Annotated in this window: 17 protein-coding genes; 14 read left to right on the top strand and 3 right to left on the bottom strand. The window is 43.2% G+C overall.

Annotation, left to right across the window (positions count from 1 at the left end; genetic code table 11):
* Positions 1-19 precede the first annotated feature (19 nt).
* The 8 genes from NI389_RS01520 to NI389_RS01485 all read left to right on the top strand — a co-directional run bounded on the left by NI389_RS01520 (position 20) and on the right by NI389_RS01485 (position 7,750).
* Positions 20-1,510 carry a CoA-acylating methylmalonate-semialdehyde dehydrogenase gene (locus NI389_RS01520; RefSeq protein WP_308361273.1) on the top strand — a complete coding sequence of 497 codons (1,491 nt, stop codon included), beginning with the start codon at positions 20-22 and terminating at the stop codon, positions 1,508-1,510.
* A 105-nt stretch (positions 1,511-1,615) separates the two neighbouring features.
* Positions 1,616-2,773, top strand: coding sequence for an acyl-CoA dehydrogenase family protein (locus NI389_RS01515; RefSeq protein WP_308362602.1), 1,158 nt, complete (start codon positions 1,616-1,618; stop codon positions 2,771-2,773).
* A gap of 12 nt (positions 2,774-2,785) precedes the next feature.
* Positions 2,786-3,562 carry an enoyl-CoA hydratase gene (locus tag NI389_RS01510; protein ID WP_308361272.1) on the top strand — a complete coding sequence of 259 codons (777 nt, stop codon included), beginning with the start codon at positions 2,786-2,788 and terminating at the stop codon, positions 3,560-3,562.
* Complete coding sequence (locus NI389_RS01505) at positions 3,562-4,701, top strand: enoyl-CoA hydratase/isomerase family protein (protein ID WP_308361271.1); 1,140 nt, start codon at positions 3,562-3,564, stop codon at positions 4,699-4,701. The genes NI389_RS01510 and NI389_RS01505 overlap by 1 nt, the downstream gene beginning before the upstream one ends.
* An 11-nt stretch (positions 4,702-4,712) precedes the next feature.
* The gene (mmsB, locus tag NI389_RS01500) at positions 4,713-5,606 is read left to right on the top strand and encodes a 3-hydroxyisobutyrate dehydrogenase (RefSeq protein ID WP_308361270.1); all 894 of its coding nucleotides are present in this window, start codon (positions 4,713-4,715) and stop codon (positions 5,604-5,606) included.
* Positions 5,607-5,610: 4 nt separating this feature from the next.
* Positions 5,611-6,372, top strand: a complete 762-nt coding sequence (locus tag NI389_RS01495) for an SDR family oxidoreductase (protein ID WP_308361269.1) — start codon at positions 5,611-5,613, stop codon at positions 6,370-6,372.
* Positions 6,373-6,584: 212 nt separating this feature from the next.
* A complete protein-coding gene (locus NI389_RS01490) occupies positions 6,585-7,484 on the top strand; it encodes a TolB family protein (RefSeq protein ID WP_308361268.1) in 900 nt (299 codons plus the stop codon).
* Between the two features lie 65 nt (positions 7,485-7,549).
* A complete protein-coding gene (locus tag NI389_RS01485; RefSeq protein WP_308361267.1) occupies positions 7,550-7,750 on the top strand; it encodes a tautomerase family protein in 201 nt (66 codons plus the stop codon).
* A 58-nt stretch (positions 7,751-7,808) separates the two neighbouring features.
* On the opposite strand, the gene NI389_RS01480 is transcribed toward NI389_RS01485, so the two are convergent.
* Positions 7,809-8,855 carry a hypothetical protein gene (locus tag NI389_RS01480; protein WP_308361266.1) on the bottom strand — a complete coding sequence of 349 codons (1,047 nt, stop codon included), beginning with the start codon at positions 8,853-8,855 and terminating at the stop codon, positions 7,809-7,811.
* Positions 8,856-9,094: 239 nt separating this feature from the next.
* Here NI389_RS01480 and NI389_RS01475 point away from each other — a divergent pair, with 239 nt between their 5' ends.
* Together NI389_RS01475 and NI389_RS01470 are read left to right on the top strand one after the other, a co-directional pair.
* Positions 9,095-9,574: a GNAT family N-acetyltransferase gene (locus tag NI389_RS01475; RefSeq protein ID WP_308361265.1), complete on the top strand. Its 480-nt coding sequence runs from the start codon at positions 9,095-9,097 to the stop codon at positions 9,572-9,574.
* Between the two features lie 127 nt (positions 9,575-9,701).
* Positions 9,702-10,124, top strand: coding sequence for an SRPBCC domain-containing protein (locus NI389_RS01470; RefSeq protein ID WP_308361264.1), 423 nt, complete (start codon positions 9,702-9,704; stop codon positions 10,122-10,124).
* A gap of 112 nt (positions 10,125-10,236) precedes the next feature.
* Here the strand turns inward: NI389_RS01470 and NI389_RS01465 are convergent, their stop codons facing one another.
* Entirely contained in the window at positions 10,237-10,770 is a 534-nt protein-coding gene (locus tag NI389_RS01465; protein WP_308361263.1) for a GNAT family N-acetyltransferase, read from the bottom strand.
* Between the two features lie 2 nt (positions 10,771-10,772).
* Positions 10,773-12,161, bottom strand: coding sequence for an ATP-dependent RNA helicase DbpA (gene dbpA, locus NI389_RS01460; RefSeq protein WP_308361262.1), 1,389 nt, complete (start codon positions 12,159-12,161; stop codon positions 10,773-10,775).
* A gap of 160 nt (positions 12,162-12,321) precedes the next feature.
* Here dbpA and NI389_RS01455 point away from each other — a divergent pair, with 160 nt between their 5' ends.
* The 4 genes from NI389_RS01455 (at position 12,322) to NI389_RS01440 (ending at position 15,317) form a co-directional block, all read left to right on the top strand.
* Positions 12,322-12,615, top strand: a complete 294-nt coding sequence (locus NI389_RS01455; protein ID WP_444850731.1) for a cupin domain-containing protein — start codon at positions 12,322-12,324, stop codon at positions 12,613-12,615.
* 98 nt (positions 12,616-12,713) lie between these two features.
* Positions 12,714-13,409 carry an aspartate/glutamate racemase family protein gene (locus tag NI389_RS01450; protein ID WP_308361261.1) on the top strand — a complete coding sequence of 232 codons (696 nt, stop codon included), beginning with the start codon at positions 12,714-12,716 and terminating at the stop codon, positions 13,407-13,409.
* Between the two features lie 68 nt (positions 13,410-13,477).
* Positions 13,478-14,053 carry a nucleoside deaminase gene (locus NI389_RS01445; protein ID WP_308361260.1) on the top strand — a complete coding sequence of 192 codons (576 nt, stop codon included), beginning with the start codon at positions 13,478-13,480 and terminating at the stop codon, positions 14,051-14,053.
* A gap of 355 nt (positions 14,054-14,408) precedes the next feature.
* Entirely contained in the window at positions 14,409-15,317 is a 909-nt protein-coding gene (locus tag NI389_RS01440; protein ID WP_308361259.1) for an AEC family transporter, read from the top strand.
* Positions 15,318-15,366 lie beyond the last annotated feature (49 nt).

Below are 15,366 nucleotides of genomic sequence, written 5' to 3'. Positions count from 1 at the left end.
TATCCGGGGAGGAGTGCACATGCACCACGTACCATTATACATCGGCGGTGAGTTTACACAGTCACAATCTGAGCAATGGATTGATGTTGTAAACCCTGCAAATCAGGAAGTTCTTGCAAAAGTACCTTGTGCGACAGAAGCGGAAGTAAAAGCGGCAATTGATTCTGCTCAAGAGGCATTTAAAACATGGCGTCACGTTCCAGTGCCGGAGCGTGCTCGTATTATGATGAAATACGCGGCTTTGTTAAAAGAGCACCAAGAGGAAATTGCGACAATCATCTGCCACGAACTCGGCAAAACATTCGAAGACGCGAAAGGTGATGTTTGGCGTGGTATTGAAGTCGTCGAACAAGCAGCGAACGCGCCTGCGATGATGATGGGTGAAACGGTTGAGAACGTGGCGCGTAATATCGATACGTATTCGTATACTCAACCATTAGGCGTGTGCGCGGGTATAACGCCATTTAACTTCCCTGCCATGATACCGCTTTGGATGTTCCCGATGGCCATCGTGTGCGGTAACACTTTCGTACTTAAACCGTCAGAACAAGATCCGTTAACACCAATGCGTTTAGTGGAATTGTTTGAAGAAGCAGGCGCACCAAAAGGCGTGTTGCAAGTTGTTCATGGTACGAAAGCACAAGTAGACCAATTACTTGAAGCGCCAGAAATTAAAGCGGTGTCTTTCGTTGGTTCTTGTAATGTCGGTCACTATATTTACAGCAAAGGTACGCAACATAAAAAACGTGTACAAGCGTGTGTCGGCGCTAAAAACCATATGGTGATTATGCCTGATGCGTCAAAAGCTCAAACGGTCAACAACCTTGTTGGAGCTTCAGTTGGTGCCGGTGGTCAACGCTGTATGGGTATTTCAGTTGCCGTGTTCGTTGGTAGCGCTAAAGAATGGGTCGAAGACATTAAGAAAGGTTTTGAGAACGTTCGTCCAGGTATTTGGAATGATCCTGAAGCGGCTTATGGTCCACAAACTACGCCTCAAGCAAAAGCGCGCATTCTATCTTTAATTCAAAGTGGAAAAGAGGAAGGGGCTACATGCCTTGTTGATGGCTCTAACTATACCGTTGAAGGCTATGAATCTGGTAATTGGGTTGGTCCAACACTTTTCACCGATGTAACTGAAGAGATGGCAATCTATAAAGAAGAGATCTTTGGTCCAGTATTAAGCTGCGTATTTGTGGATACGTTAGATGAAGCTATTGCGCTGATAAACCGTAACCCGTACGGTAACGGTACGTCGCTATTTACTGCAAGCGGCGCAGCAGCGCGTAAATTCCAACAGCAAATCGAAGTAGGTCAAGTTGGTATCAATATCCCAATTCCAGTGCCTCTTCCCTTCTTCTCATTCACGGGTTGGAAAAACTCATTCTACGGCGACCAACATACGTATGGTAAGCAAGGTGTTCGTTTCTACACAGAAACGAAAACCATCACATCACGTTGGTTCGATGATGAAGTGGTGACAGGTCCTAACATGAGCATCAATCTACGTTAAAACGTTTAAAGGGCAACACGCGTTGCCCTTTACCTACTCAAACAAGAGAAAATAACTATTAGGCAGCGTAAACGTTGCTAAATGACAACAGAAGAAGAGGTCCGTATGAACTTTAATATGACCGAAGATCAAAAAGCATTTGCTGAAACGGCTTATCAATTTGCCATGACAGAACTGGCACCGAATGCAGCAAAATGGGATCAAGAACACATTTTTCCAAAAGACGTAATTAAAAAAGCGGGCGAACTTGGCTTTTGTGGCCTTTATACGCCAGAAGAAGCGGGTGGTCTTGGTCTATCACGTCTAGATTCAAGTATTATTTTTGAACATCTCGCCATGGGTTGCACTGCAACGACAGCAATGCTGACAATTCATAACATGGCGACGTGGATGATAGCGAGCTTCGCAACAGAAGAAACGAAAGCAGAATACATCGACCAACTCGTGATGGGTGAGCTGTTGGCGTCTTATTGTTTAACAGAACCTGGCTCTGGTTCTGACGCAGCGTCCTTGAAGACCAAAGCGGTTTTCGAAAATGGTGAGTATGTGTTGAACGGCTCGAAAATGTTTATCTCTGGCGCGGGAGAAACAGAGGTCTTAGTCGTTATGGCGCGCACAGGCGAAGAAGGTCCAAGTGGCATTTCAGCGTTTGTTGTGCCTGCCAACGCAGAAGGTGTGATATACGGCAAAGCAGAAGAAAAGATGGGCTGGAACGCGCAGCCTACACGCTTAATCACATTTGAAAACGTACGTATTCCTGCGCATAACTTGCTTGGCAAAGAAGGCGAAGGTTTTAAGTTCGCCATGATGGGCCTTGATGGTGGTCGCATCAATATCGCGACGTGCTCAATTGGCACCGCGCAACAAGCGCTCAATACCGCAATAAGTTATATGCAAGAGCGTCAGCAGTTCGGTAAGCCACTCGCGGCGTTCCAAGCGTTACAGTTTAAAGTTGCGGATATGAATACAGAACTCGTTGCTGCAAGACAAATGGTTCGACTAGCTGCGTTTAAACTTGACGAAAAAGACGCGGAAAGAACGACTTACTGTGCGATGGCAAAGCGTTTTGCTACCGACATTGGTTTTAAAGTCTGTGACGAAGCGCTGCAAATTCATGGTGGCTACGGCTATATCAAAGAATACCCGTTAGAGCGTCATTTCCGTGACGTCCGTGTGCATCAAATTCTTGAAGGCACAAATGAAATTATGCGTGTGATTATCGCCCGTCGTATTTTGGCAGAAGGCGCGCAAAGCGTTTTATAAGGAGTTTTAACGATGACAGCACAACTGAAATTAGAAAAACAAGGCCATACTGCGGTCGTAACGATGTCTAACCCGCCAGCGAATACATGGACCCGTGATACGCTCGCTGGTCTTCGCGACATGGTGCGTGAGCTTAACGCCGATAAAGAAATTTATTCACTTGTGATCACGGGTGAGGGCGAGAAATTCTTCTCTGCGGGTGCTGACCTTAATGTATTTGCAAGCGGTGACAAAGGCGTAGCTGCAGATATGTCTCGTATTTTCGGTGAAGCATTCGAAACATTAAGCCAGTTCCGTGGCGTGTCTATTGCTGCTATCAATGGCTATGCAATGGGCGGAGGTCTCGAAGTGGCGCTAGCTTGTGATATTCGTATTGCTGAAGTACAAGCGCAAATGGCGCTACCTGAAGCTAAAGTGGGTTTATTGCCATGTGCGGGTGGTACACAAAATCTATCTTGGTTAGTTGGCGAGGGCTGGGCAAAACGAATGATCCTGTGTGGTGAACGTTTAACTGCAGAGAAAGCACTTCAAATCGGTCTGGTTGAAGAAATCGTCGAAAAGGGTCAATCGCTTGAAGCGGCAATTGCACTCGCAAAAAAAGTAGAAGAGCAAAGCCCTGTTGCGGTGAGCGCGTGCAAAACGTTAATCCAAAAAGGCCGTACAGGTACAATTGACAGCGCACTGCCACTTGAGCGCGAATTATTCGTAACATTATTCGACACGCAAGATCAAAAAGAAGGCGTAAACGCCTTCCTTGAAAAGCGTAAACCAAATTGGGTGAATGGCTAATGAGTGAGTTAAACCCATTGAACGACCTAGAGGCGCCAGTGGTGTTTGAAGAGGCGGTTGCTGCTAATGGCATGAAAATCGCCTTTGCGACGCTCAACGTACCAAAAACACTCAATGCATTGAATTTGGAAATGATCCGTCTTCTTGCTCCCCAACTTAAAGCGTGGGAACAACAAGAAGATATAGCGTTAGTCGTACTTAAAGGTTCTGGCGAAAAAGCATTTTGCGCGGGTGGCGATGTTGTAAGTCTCTACAAAGCGATGGCATCAGGTGACGAGGCGGGCTACATCGAAACGTTTTTTAGCGAAGAGTATGCGCTGGATTACCACATTCATTGTTATGAAAAACCGATTTTGCTGTGGGGTAATGGCATCATTATGGGTGGTGGCCTTGGTTTGATGGCTGGCGCAAGTCACCGCGTTGTTACTGAAACGTCGCGTATTGCAATGCCAGAGATCACCATTGGTTTATACCCTGATGTAGGTGGCAGTTACTTCTTAAATAAGATGCCTGCTGGCGCGGGGTTGTTTTTAGGTCTTACGGGTGCGTCTATTAATGCCGGAGACGCGAAGTTTGTTGGTTTGGCAGATTATTTCGTTGATGCACAACGGTTTAATGAGCTTGTTTCAATCCTATTGGAAACGAACTTTGGTAAAACGGTCGCGCTGAATCATGAAAAGCTAAGTTCCGTTTTACAAAAGCTGGATAACGCCTCTGCTGCTGCACCAAAAAGTGCGGTTAAATCGCTAGCGGTTGAACTTGAAAAACTTGAATCTTTAAACACGATAGGTGCACAAGTTGAATTTATCTCGTCGCTAGACAGCACCGAGAACAAATGGTTATCAAAAGCTCAAGCTTCGTTGAAACACGGCTCACCGTTAAGCGCGGTTGTCATTTCTGAGCAAATAAAACGGACAAAAGGGTTGTCGCTTAAAGCCTGTTTCCTGCAAGAGTTATCGATATCAGTAACGTGCGGAAAATTTGGTGAATTCCAAGAAGGTGTGAGAGCGCTTTTAATTGATAAAGACAATTCACCAAACTGGCGTTTCAAAAACATCAATGATGTAGACCTAAGCGTTGTAGAACAATTTTTTCAAGACCATTGGGCTGATGGCAATCACCCACTTGCGGGTCTTTAGGAGTCATTTTTATGGCAAAAGTAGGATTTATTGGTCTAGGCAACATGGGCGGACCAATGGCTATTAATCTGGTTAAAGCCGGACATGAAGTCACTGTTTTTGATCTATCCGACACTGCAATGGCGCAGTTAAAAGACGCTGGTGCGGCACTTGCCGCAAAAATCAGTGATGTATGCGCTGACGCAGATTTTGTCGTCAGTATGTTACCTGCGGGCAAGCATGTTCGTGCTATTTTCACAGGTGAAGATGGCTTGGTCAATTACCTCGATAAAAAGACACTCGTGATCGATTCATCAACTATCGATGCAGAAAGTGCTCAATTCGTGGGAAAAGCGTTGGCTAAGGCAGGTATTTCATTCGTAGACGCACCAGTATCAGGTGGTGTTGCGGGTGCGGCTGCAGGTACGCTGACGTTTATTGTGGGCGGTTCTGAAACCAACTTCGATAAAGCTAAGACGGTTCTTACGAATATGGGTAAGAATATTTTCCATGCTGGGGAAATTGGAGCAGGGCAAGTCGCTAAGATCTGTAATAATATGCTGCTATCAATACTTATGGCAGGGACGAGTGAAGCTCTTCAGCTAGGTGTTGATCATGGCTTGGATGCTAAAGTGCTTAGTGACATTATGCTCGCAAGCTCAGGACGTAATTGGACGCTTGAATTGTATAATCCATGCCCAGACGTTTTGCCAAACGTACCATCAAGTAATGGTTACAAACCTGGTTTTATGGTTGATTTAATGGCAAAAGATTTAGGGTTAGCACAACAAGCTGCTCAACAAACTAACTCAGCAACGCCGATGGGTGCGCTGGCTAAAAATCTTTATAACCTAATGCAAAATCAAGGCAAAGGTTCTGAAGATTTCAGCGCTATTTTCAAGTTGTATTCTGAGAAAAAAGGTTAGGGTAATGGATATTCAAAATAAAACAGTCGTGATCACCGGTGGTGCACAAGGTCTGGGTTTCGCTATGGCAACAGAAATGGCGAAACTAGGTGCTAACCTTGCGTTAATCGATATGCAAGAATCCGTACTTACTGATGCCAAAGCTGCATTGTTAAACCACGGAATCAAAGTCAATACCTACGTGGCAAACGTGAGTGTTGAATCAGACGTTGAAAATGTCTTTAATCAAATTCACGATGATTTTGGCAATATCGCCGTGCTTGTAAACAATGCGGGTATATTACGTGATGGAATGTTGCTTAAATACAAAGAAGGCCAAATCATCGATAAAATGTCTCTGCAACAGTTTCAATCAGTCATTGACGTTAATCTAACCGGTGTATTCCTTTGTGGCCGCGAAGCTGCGATAAAGATGGTTGAAGGTGGTGAAGGTGGTGTCATTATCAATATGTCGAGCGTAGCTAGAGCCGGTAATATGGGTCAAACCAACTACTCAGCAGCAAAAGCTGGCGTTGTGGCAATGACCACGAGCTGGGCAAAAGAACTGGGTCGTTACGGTATTCGTGTCGGCGCGATTGCACCAGGTGTAATCCGTACATCGATGACCGATGCAATGAAACCAGAAGCTAAAGAACGTTTAGTTGCGATGAAACCCGTAGGTCGCTTAGGCGAAGCCGAGGAAATCGCACATACGGCGAAATACATTATCGAAAATGACTTTTTTACAGGTCGTGTAATCGAAATCGACGGTGGTATTCGTCTGTAAGCGTGTTTTCACAAAAAAATGCGCCTTTATGGCGCATTTTTTTTACCAATTACGCGAGTTAACGTATTAAAAAATTCAATCGTCGCTTTTACGTCAATTGATACTGGACAGGGTGTTTAATCTGAAGATAAATATTGTTAAGTCTAATCGTAAGTAGTCTTTCGACAAAGGTAGTTTGGTTCACACTTCCAAAGAAAAAATTAGGGAATAGGATGAATTACAAAAAGCAATTATGTGTGTTCGCAGTAATGGTAAGCGCAATGACGAATAGCTATGCAAACCCAAACGGGGACGTCTTCAATCAGGCTTATTTGGGTGAGCGGCCGCCTGCGCTGGTCGCAAAAGTATTTGCGCCAGATATCATTTCATTGACTGGGCGCTACGAAGGGGTAATTTCATTCACTCCGGACTTGAAAGAAATCTATTTTGGCGCGAATGACAGTGACAATAGAACGCATATCTATCATACGAAATACGAAGGCCAAACTTGGACGCCAGTTACGCGAATTGATTTTACCAAAGGAAGAAAAGAAGAAGAAATCCATCCTTTTGTAAGTCCTGATGGGCGCAAAATATACTTTACCGCGCTCAGTTCCGACCTAACCTACAATAAAATATGGTACGTAAACAAAACAAGTCGGGGTTGGAGCGAAGCACATGCATTGCCTGCCCCCGTTAATGAAGACCAAGTATTCTTTCCAATCCAAGCGCATAGTGGCGACCTCTACTACTACAATCTAACAAAAGGTCGGAATTTTAAGGCTACTGCTGACGGAGCAAATTATTCAAGTACGGAAGAGTTGAATCTTGATTTTGGCGTACATGTTTCTATTTCTCCAAATGAAGATTACCTCGTAATGAATGCGCAAAACAAAAATGAGATAGGTAGAAGAGATAATGACCTTTTCGTTTCCTTTAAAACCAAAAAAGGTACTTGGGGGACGCCTATTAATTTGGGCGCGACGGTGAATTCGATTTACAACGATAAAACGCCAACGATTTCCCCAGATGGTAAGTATTTATTTTTTGGCAGAGACGAAGCCGATGGAAAAGCCAATATCTATTGGGTAAGCACGGATGTTATCGAAAAAATGCGTCCGAATTATTTATAGCGTGATAGTTGGCCAAAGTTGGACTACTCACTGAATTTTTTATTGCATTAAATGAAGGAAATTATATGCCTTACGTCAATATACAAATAACGAAAGGGGCCACTAGAGAGCAAAAAGCAGAATTAGTGAAAGACATTACTGATTCTCTCGCGAGAGTGCTACATAAAAAACCTGAATATACACACATTGTTATTCAGGAGATTGAAGAAAGTGATTGGGGGTATGCGGGCCTGCTTACGGATGATTGGAAGAAACAACAGTCATAATACGTCGCTGTCGGCATATGAGTGTGCTCGCTCAGAGAATGAAACGAGCACTCGCATGTTACAAATCAGAAACGGGTACGCCTCCAGCGGACATCTGTGTGATTGGAGCACTGTGCCTAAGTGCTACGGTATTAGCTGGCGTGTTGGCTAGAAACACAGTTTGCGCACCTTGAGTAAAACTATCATTGTGGATACACTGAGGTCGAATTGCTAATGCACTGCCATCTAAAGGTATTTCAAACATGGTAAAATGGAATTGTTCTGTTTTTACCGTTCTGTAATACGGGTCTTCATGGTGCTTGTCCACTTTTTTGCCTAGCAGTATTCTCGACACCGTTGGAAGACCAAAAACTGGATCAATCCCTTGGGAAGGTAGCCAAATATGAGGAAAAGGATGGTGCTCAACAAAAAGCCCGCCTCCTTTCGTTGGGCTAAACTGATAGTCGAGGATATAGTTCGGTAGTTTTTGGTCGTACTGAATTCCCCATAAATCCTGACTAAAGCCTAATGCAAATTCTTCTTTTGGTGAAAGCAGTTTTCCGCCATAGTAAGCAAGTGTTTCTTTAAATTTGATGTCATCGCTTTCACTGACTCCAAACTTGAGTAGCGGAAACGTTAAATTATCCGATTCGCATATGAGTTGTCCGGTGCTTCCAAATACATTGGATGCCCCATCAAGCCCATTTATCCCTGCACCGTCAACAGCAGATACCCAGAATCCACTCACTAAAAGAGCGTGTTTCTGCGACGGTATGCTGTTCGAGTATTCATGCTGTAACGCATTGAGCTCCTCTATCAAACTCGGCTTATCATGTTCTGGTGCATAGTTGCTTTGAATAACTTGTGATTGACTAAATGCATCAAGATGAACGCGTGTCCCTGAACGGATAGGACCAAACAGGCCGGTAGTCGTAAGGAGCAATTCATTATTCGAACTGCGATTAAGCACAGCACCATTTAAGAATTCAAAGTTGTTGTTGAGATCCTCGTCCGATACACCTTGGATGACGTTTTTCCACCGAAGTTCCTGGAATTGAGAGCAGCGGTATTCTGCTAACGTTTGATGGCCTCGTGTTTGATTGAGTTTACAGGTCACGTGCGACATGGCTATTCCTTAAATGCGTTGTCATAAATAAGAAGCTAATTTTGGTAAAAAGTTAATAACAAACAAAATTAAAGTCTATTTTTAGGGAATGGCACATTACTCGTGATTACACCCGGGGTAAGTACCAAAAAAAATGCTTTGTATCCGTAAAACAAAAAGTGAAAAGCAATATGATAGAAGTTCCAATTTAGGAAATTGCTCGCTATTGTTAATTTTTAACGCCTGTAAAGAAGAGCAATATGATCCGTGATATGTCTAAAACAGATTTTGAACTGTTTTGGCCAACGTTCCAAAGCATCATCCAAGCGCAGGAAACGTATGCATTCGATCCTACTTTAAGTCGAGAAGACGCTTATGAGCTTTGGTGTGTTCAACCGCTTAAAACGTTTGTCTACATTGAAAACGAAACAGTACTTGGGTCCTACTATTTAAAAGCAAATGCGATGGGGCCAAGTAACCATGTCAGTAATTGCGGATATATGGTTTGCGAACAGGCGAGAGGAAAAGGTGTAGCCAAGAAGCTATGTATACATTCACAATTGGTTGCTAGGCAGGAAGGATTTAAGGCGATGCAGTTTAATAGTGTAGTTTCGACCAATGAAACAGCGGTGTCTTTGTGGCAAAAATTAGGGTTCGAAATTGTTGGCGTGCTACCCAAGGCCTATAACCATTTGAGATTTGGTTATGTAGACAGCTATGTTATGTACAAGTGGTTGTGACGGATTTCAACTGAGCAGTAAACGCCGCTTCTGATTTTACATTGAGCTAATACGTCTCTTTTTGCGAGATTTTCAAACTCGCCATTAAGTTGATGGTTTTTTTCAGGAATATATCAAGGTGACTGAAATGAAAATTGAAGTGCAAGTGAATGTGGATAGTTCATTAATGACGGTTTGGAATGCGTGGATAACACCAAGTTCAATTCGGGCATGGAACTTCGCGAGTGATGATTGGTGTTGCCCACACGCAGAGCTTACATTTGAAGTAGGAGGACGATTTAACTATCGAATGGAATCTAAAGACGGTCAATTTGGTTTTGATTTTGAGGGTACATTCACGAAAATCGAACCACATAAGGAAATTACCTACAAAATGGATGATGACCGACATGTAACGATTTATTTTACTCAGCAAAATGGCAAAATTATCCTAGTAGAACAATTTGAAGCTGAAAGTATTCATTCGATAGAGCAACAAAAGGAAGGGTGGCAGTGCATTTTGAATAACTTTAAGAAACATGTTGAGAATGAAGACGTTCGTACAAAATAATAAATAGGTTAAAAGCTCAAGTGACTAAGTAGCCTGAAATTGCACGGTTGTCTTACTCGTGAAGTAGGTTTAACAGCGAGACAACCGTTTATTCCTTAAATAAAAGTTTCGTTTAATTAGAGGAAGTAAGGCTCATTTTATAGATTGAGAACGCAGAGTTACCGATGTTTTCCTGATGGCTAAAAAAAGCCCCAAGCTTTTTGGCCAATGCAATGGAAGGCAAATTATCTGGATGAATAATGCTTATTAATGTGTCTAACGTCAATTGATCAAATGCCCATTGCCTGACGGCAAGCGCACCTTCGTAAGCATACCCTTTTCCCCAATGCTCTGGAACGATACCCCACCCAAGTTCAATCGCAGGCCAGCCTTCTGGTTCAAATAAACCTATGCGCCCCACAAACTGGTTTGTTATTTTATCTTCTACCGCCCATAACCCAAAACCCTTAAGGTGCCAGTGGCCAATCATCATAGCCATAGAGCGCCAACTTTCTTCTGGGGATAAAGGGACACCGTTGCCGATGAACTTCATGAAGTTTGGATCAGAATAGGCCGTTGAAAGGGGCTGGAAATCAGTTTGTCTCCATGCCCGTAATCTCAGACGCTGCGTTTCAATAACAGGTATTGAGGACAGGAACTCATTCATGGTTAATTAAGCACCTTACGAGCCCTAAAGCTTCTGCCTTTCATTTTACCATCGCCCATAATTTGAAGCGCAATGTTGGCGGATTTTCTCTCTATCGCGACGAAAGACGTCATCGCGGTTACTTTAATTTTGCCGATTTGAGTCCCTTTTAATTTTCCGTCTGCCGTTAGAGCTCCAAGAATATCACCAGGACGGAGCTTCGCTTTTTTACCGCCATCAATTTGAAGAGTGATCATAGGGGCTTTCATGACCGTGTTGCTAAATACGTCGTCTTTAGGTAGGTCTCTCGGCTCAATGGTAAGATTGAGATAGTCTTCCAACGCGTTGACTTTGTGTGATTCCTTATAACTCACGATAGAACAAGCGATACCTTTATTACCGGCTCGTCCAGTTCTGCCGATTCGGTGGACATGAACTTCAGGGTCGTGAGCGATGTGATAATTTATGACCATGTCGACGTGGTCAACATCAATACCTCGAGCGGCAACGTCAGTAGCCAATAAAATCGTAATGCTTTTATTTGCAAAGCGCACCAAAGTGCGGTCACGGTCTTTTTGTTCTAAGTCACCATGAAGCGCGGCCACGTCAAAGCCAAGCTTCATTAAATGGTCATTAACGGTCTGACATTCCGCTTTAGTGTTACAGAATACAACCGCACTACTAGGTTGGTATTGGAGAAGAAGTCGGTGAACTGCATCGATACGCTCCTCATTAGATTCAACCTCGTAGAAATACTGTTCAATTGAGTTGGCGTCATGTTTTGACTCGACAACTACTTTTTCAGGCGCTTTCATTATGTGTTGGCAAAGCGCTTCGATACCTTGTGGGTAGGTTGCGCTGAATAACAGATTTTGACGTTGTGCAGGGCAATGCTCGACAATGCATTGTATTGAGTCTTCAAAGCCCATTTCAAGCATACGATCGGCTTCGTCTAACACGAAGGTATTGACCTCATCCAGCGAAAGGCGACCCTTTACTAGATGTTCTTCAATACGACCCGGTGTACCAACAATGATATGGGCTCCGTGTTCAAGCGACCCAATTTGTGGCCCCATCGGAGCGCCACCGCATAAAGTGAGTACTTTAATATTGTGGATCGCACGCGCAAGTTTACGAATTTCAACCGCAACTTGATCGGCGAGTTCGCGAGTAGGGCAGACAACAATCGCTTGAACTCTGAAGCGGTCTACATTGAGGTTGTGTAAGATCCCTAACGAAAATGCGGCAGTTTTACCTGATCCCGTTTTACCTTGTCCGATGACATCTTTGCCTTCTAATATCAAAGGTAATGTCTGCGCTTGAATATCTGTCATGGTTTCATAACCAAGTGACGAGAGGTTTTCTAAAATAGCAGTGGATAGAGGCGTTTCTGAGAACAATGACTTAGACAAGGTAGTAATCTTCTTTAGATCGGAAAATGAAATTATAACATGCTTCTAGATACAGAAGTAAATTCGTTGCATTAGGGGATTTTCGTTTAAAATTGCGGTTTACTCAATTTGGTCGGCAACGTACAGTAGTTATTCGAGCGCTTAGTCTGGAGTAAAGAAGATGAAATTCGACGCAATCAAACTTAAAGAAAAATTTGCCCGTTTTAACGAACATTGGTCTCCTAGAGTTGTTGCTGAAATGAACGATTACCAGTTTAAATTGGCTAAAGTACAAGGTGAGTTTGTGTGGCATTCGCATGACGACACGGATGAGGTATTCTTGGTTATTGAAGGCGATATGATCATCGAGTTTCGTGACGGGAAGGTCGCTTTGCGCGCAGGGGAGATGTTTGTTGTCCCAAAGGGGTTGAACACAAGCCATTTGCCGAAAGTGAATGCCATGTCATGTTTATAGAGCCAAAAGGTGTCGTAAATACAGGGGATGCTGGTGGAAAACTAACCGCGGCCAACGACGTGTGGGTGTAAATCCAACAATTAAAAAGGATGAACAGGATGAAAACAATAGGTTTGTTGGGCGGGATGAGTTGGGAATCAACCGTCAGTTATTACCAGTCTATTAATCGACAGATTAAACAAACGCTCGGCGGGTTGCATTCGGCTAAAATCGTATTGTACAGCGTCGATTTTGCGGAGATTGAGGAACTGCAAAAGGAAGGGAATTGGGACAAAGCAGCCGAATTGTTAAGTGATGCGAGTAAATCACTGCAGGCAGCAGGTGCAGAAGGGTTATTTATTTGTACAAACACAATGCATATTGTTGCGCCTCAGATCCAATCCTCGATATCCATTCCGCTGTTTCATATTGCAGACGCCACTGCGGAAGTACTTGTCGATATGGGCGTTAAAAAAGTAGGGTTACTCGGTACGAAATTTACGATGCAGGAAGGCTTTTATAAAAACAGAATTTCTGAACATTATGGTATAGAAGTGATAGTACCTGATGAAGGAGCGCAAGAAGGTATACACACTGTTATTTATGATGAGCTGTGTTTGGGGGAAATAAACCCACACTCAAAGGATTTTTATTTAGACGTGATTGAGGATTTAAAAAACAAGGGAGTGGAGGCGATTATTTTAGGATGTACAGAAATTGCGCTGTTAGTAAATGCCCATGACACCACAATCCCATTACTTGATACGACAACGATTCACGCAAGCAAAGCGGTAACGTTCGCGCTTGAAGGTTAAATAAACCACGTCCATAAGATTTGCACAATTGGGGTAAACAATACAGGAAAACATCAACAGGAGTTTTTATGGCCTTAATATCTAAAATATCTCAACTCGAAGATGAACAATTACGTGCAATTGCTTATATGCCAACCGACTATTTATCTGTACTGGTTGCGAGCGACGCGTGGTTACAATTTACAGATTCTGATTTTATGCGTATCGCAGTATTGCTTGCGGAAAAAAGCTTTTTAGAGGGGGGATGTCCAATTGGTGCAGTGGTAATCGACAACGTAACGCGTCAAATTTTAGGTAAAGGACACAATACCTTAGTACAAGAATCACATCCTTATAACCACGGAGAGACTTCTGCAATGCGTGATGCTGGGCGTGTGGATTTTAGTCAAACCACGCTGTTTACTACGCTAAGCCCGTGTGATGTTTGTGCAAGTTTATTGTATATGCGAAGCGTGAGCCGTGTTGTTGTCGGCGATGTTACTAATGCAAGCGGAAATGAAGGCTTATTACAGGAAAAAGGTTTAACGGTCGATATATTAGAAGACGAAGTCGGCATTGCATTATACGCACGTTTTCGCAAAGAAAAGCCAGAACAAGAGTTGGAAGACTGGCGGGGTGTCAGTGCTGTAAATGCCGCTCGTTAATGTGATTAAAAAAGACCACCACCGTATACTTATAGGTACGGTGGTCTGTTGGGTTTTGGTGCAAGTACTTAGTGCCTGTTGGTTTTACTTTCTGACCTTGAATGAGGCCGAAAGTGGCTGGTTAATCTCGTCACAAATTAAAAAAATGGCCGATTTTATCATCTTTAGTATGGGAACCTTACTTCTTTGCTCGAAGCGGTATGAAACGAAATTCTCCTATTTATCTATCTTTTTATGCGCAGGACTCGGTCTTTATACGTTAGCTACGCTAATTGTCTCGTTAAGCTAAAGTGGCATGGTTTTTTTGACATAAATCTCTAAAATAGAACAACTAATTTGTTGTTAAAGAGCTTTTATGGAAAACTTTGCCGCCATTCTTGTGTATTTAGTCATTGGCGCTTGCCTAAGACGTATGCCTCAGTTTCCCAATGAAACCGGAATTGTTTTAAATCAGTATGTGCTTTTTGTCGCGTTACCTGCGGTTGTTCTTTTAAAAATCCCACAACTTGTCTTTTCAATGGATTTGCTCTTACCCGCGTTAATACCTTGGGTTCTTTTGCTCATAGTAGTTGGCTTGGTACTTTTAGCAGGCAAAGTGTTTAACTGGTCAAAAAATACCATCGCTGCGTTACTTGTCGTGTTGCCTTTAGGCAATACGTCGTTCCTAGGATTTCCAATGGTGGAGGCCTTTTTTGGTAGTCATGCTCTTCCGTTGGCTATTATCTATGACCAAGCAGGGTCGTTTGTTGCATTAGCAACGTACGCCACTATTTTAGCGGCTGTCTTTAATCCCGCAGCGACCAAACCTACCTTTAAGTCTATGGTAATAAAAGTTGTTACCTTTCCTTCTTTCATCGCACTGATAGTAGCCTTACTAGTCAAAGGCAATAGCTATCCGACAATTGCAACATCGATACTTGAGAGTTTATCTGCGACGTTAGTTCCTGTGATTATGGTTGCGGTTGGTTTTCAATTTCAATTGCGACTTGAATCACATGAAGTTAAGCCGTTGCTTTTCGCATTACCAATAAAGCTCTTGATAATGCCTTTAATTGCTTTTGGAATAGTACTTCAGTTCGATGTACCAAAAGTACTCATGCAAGTCGTGGTATTTGAGGCTGCGATGCCTGTGATGATATCGGCAGGTGCTATTGCGATAGGGGCTAATTTAGCACCTAGAATGACGTCGGCACTTGTTGCACTTGGTCTTGTGTTAAGCTTTGTTACACTACCACTGTGGTATTGGGTACTAAGTAACGTTTAACGGTGTGAGAGTCAAACACATTGCGTAAATCGTCGTGAATGTCTTCTCA

The sequence above is a fragment of the Pseudoalteromonas xiamenensis genome, from assembly GCF_030994125.1.
Lineage (GTDB): Bacteria > Pseudomonadota > Gammaproteobacteria > Enterobacterales > Alteromonadaceae > Pseudoalteromonas > Pseudoalteromonas xiamenensis_B.
Note: the sequence above shows the minus strand (reverse complement) of the source record. Positions and strands in the feature narration are given on the sequence as shown.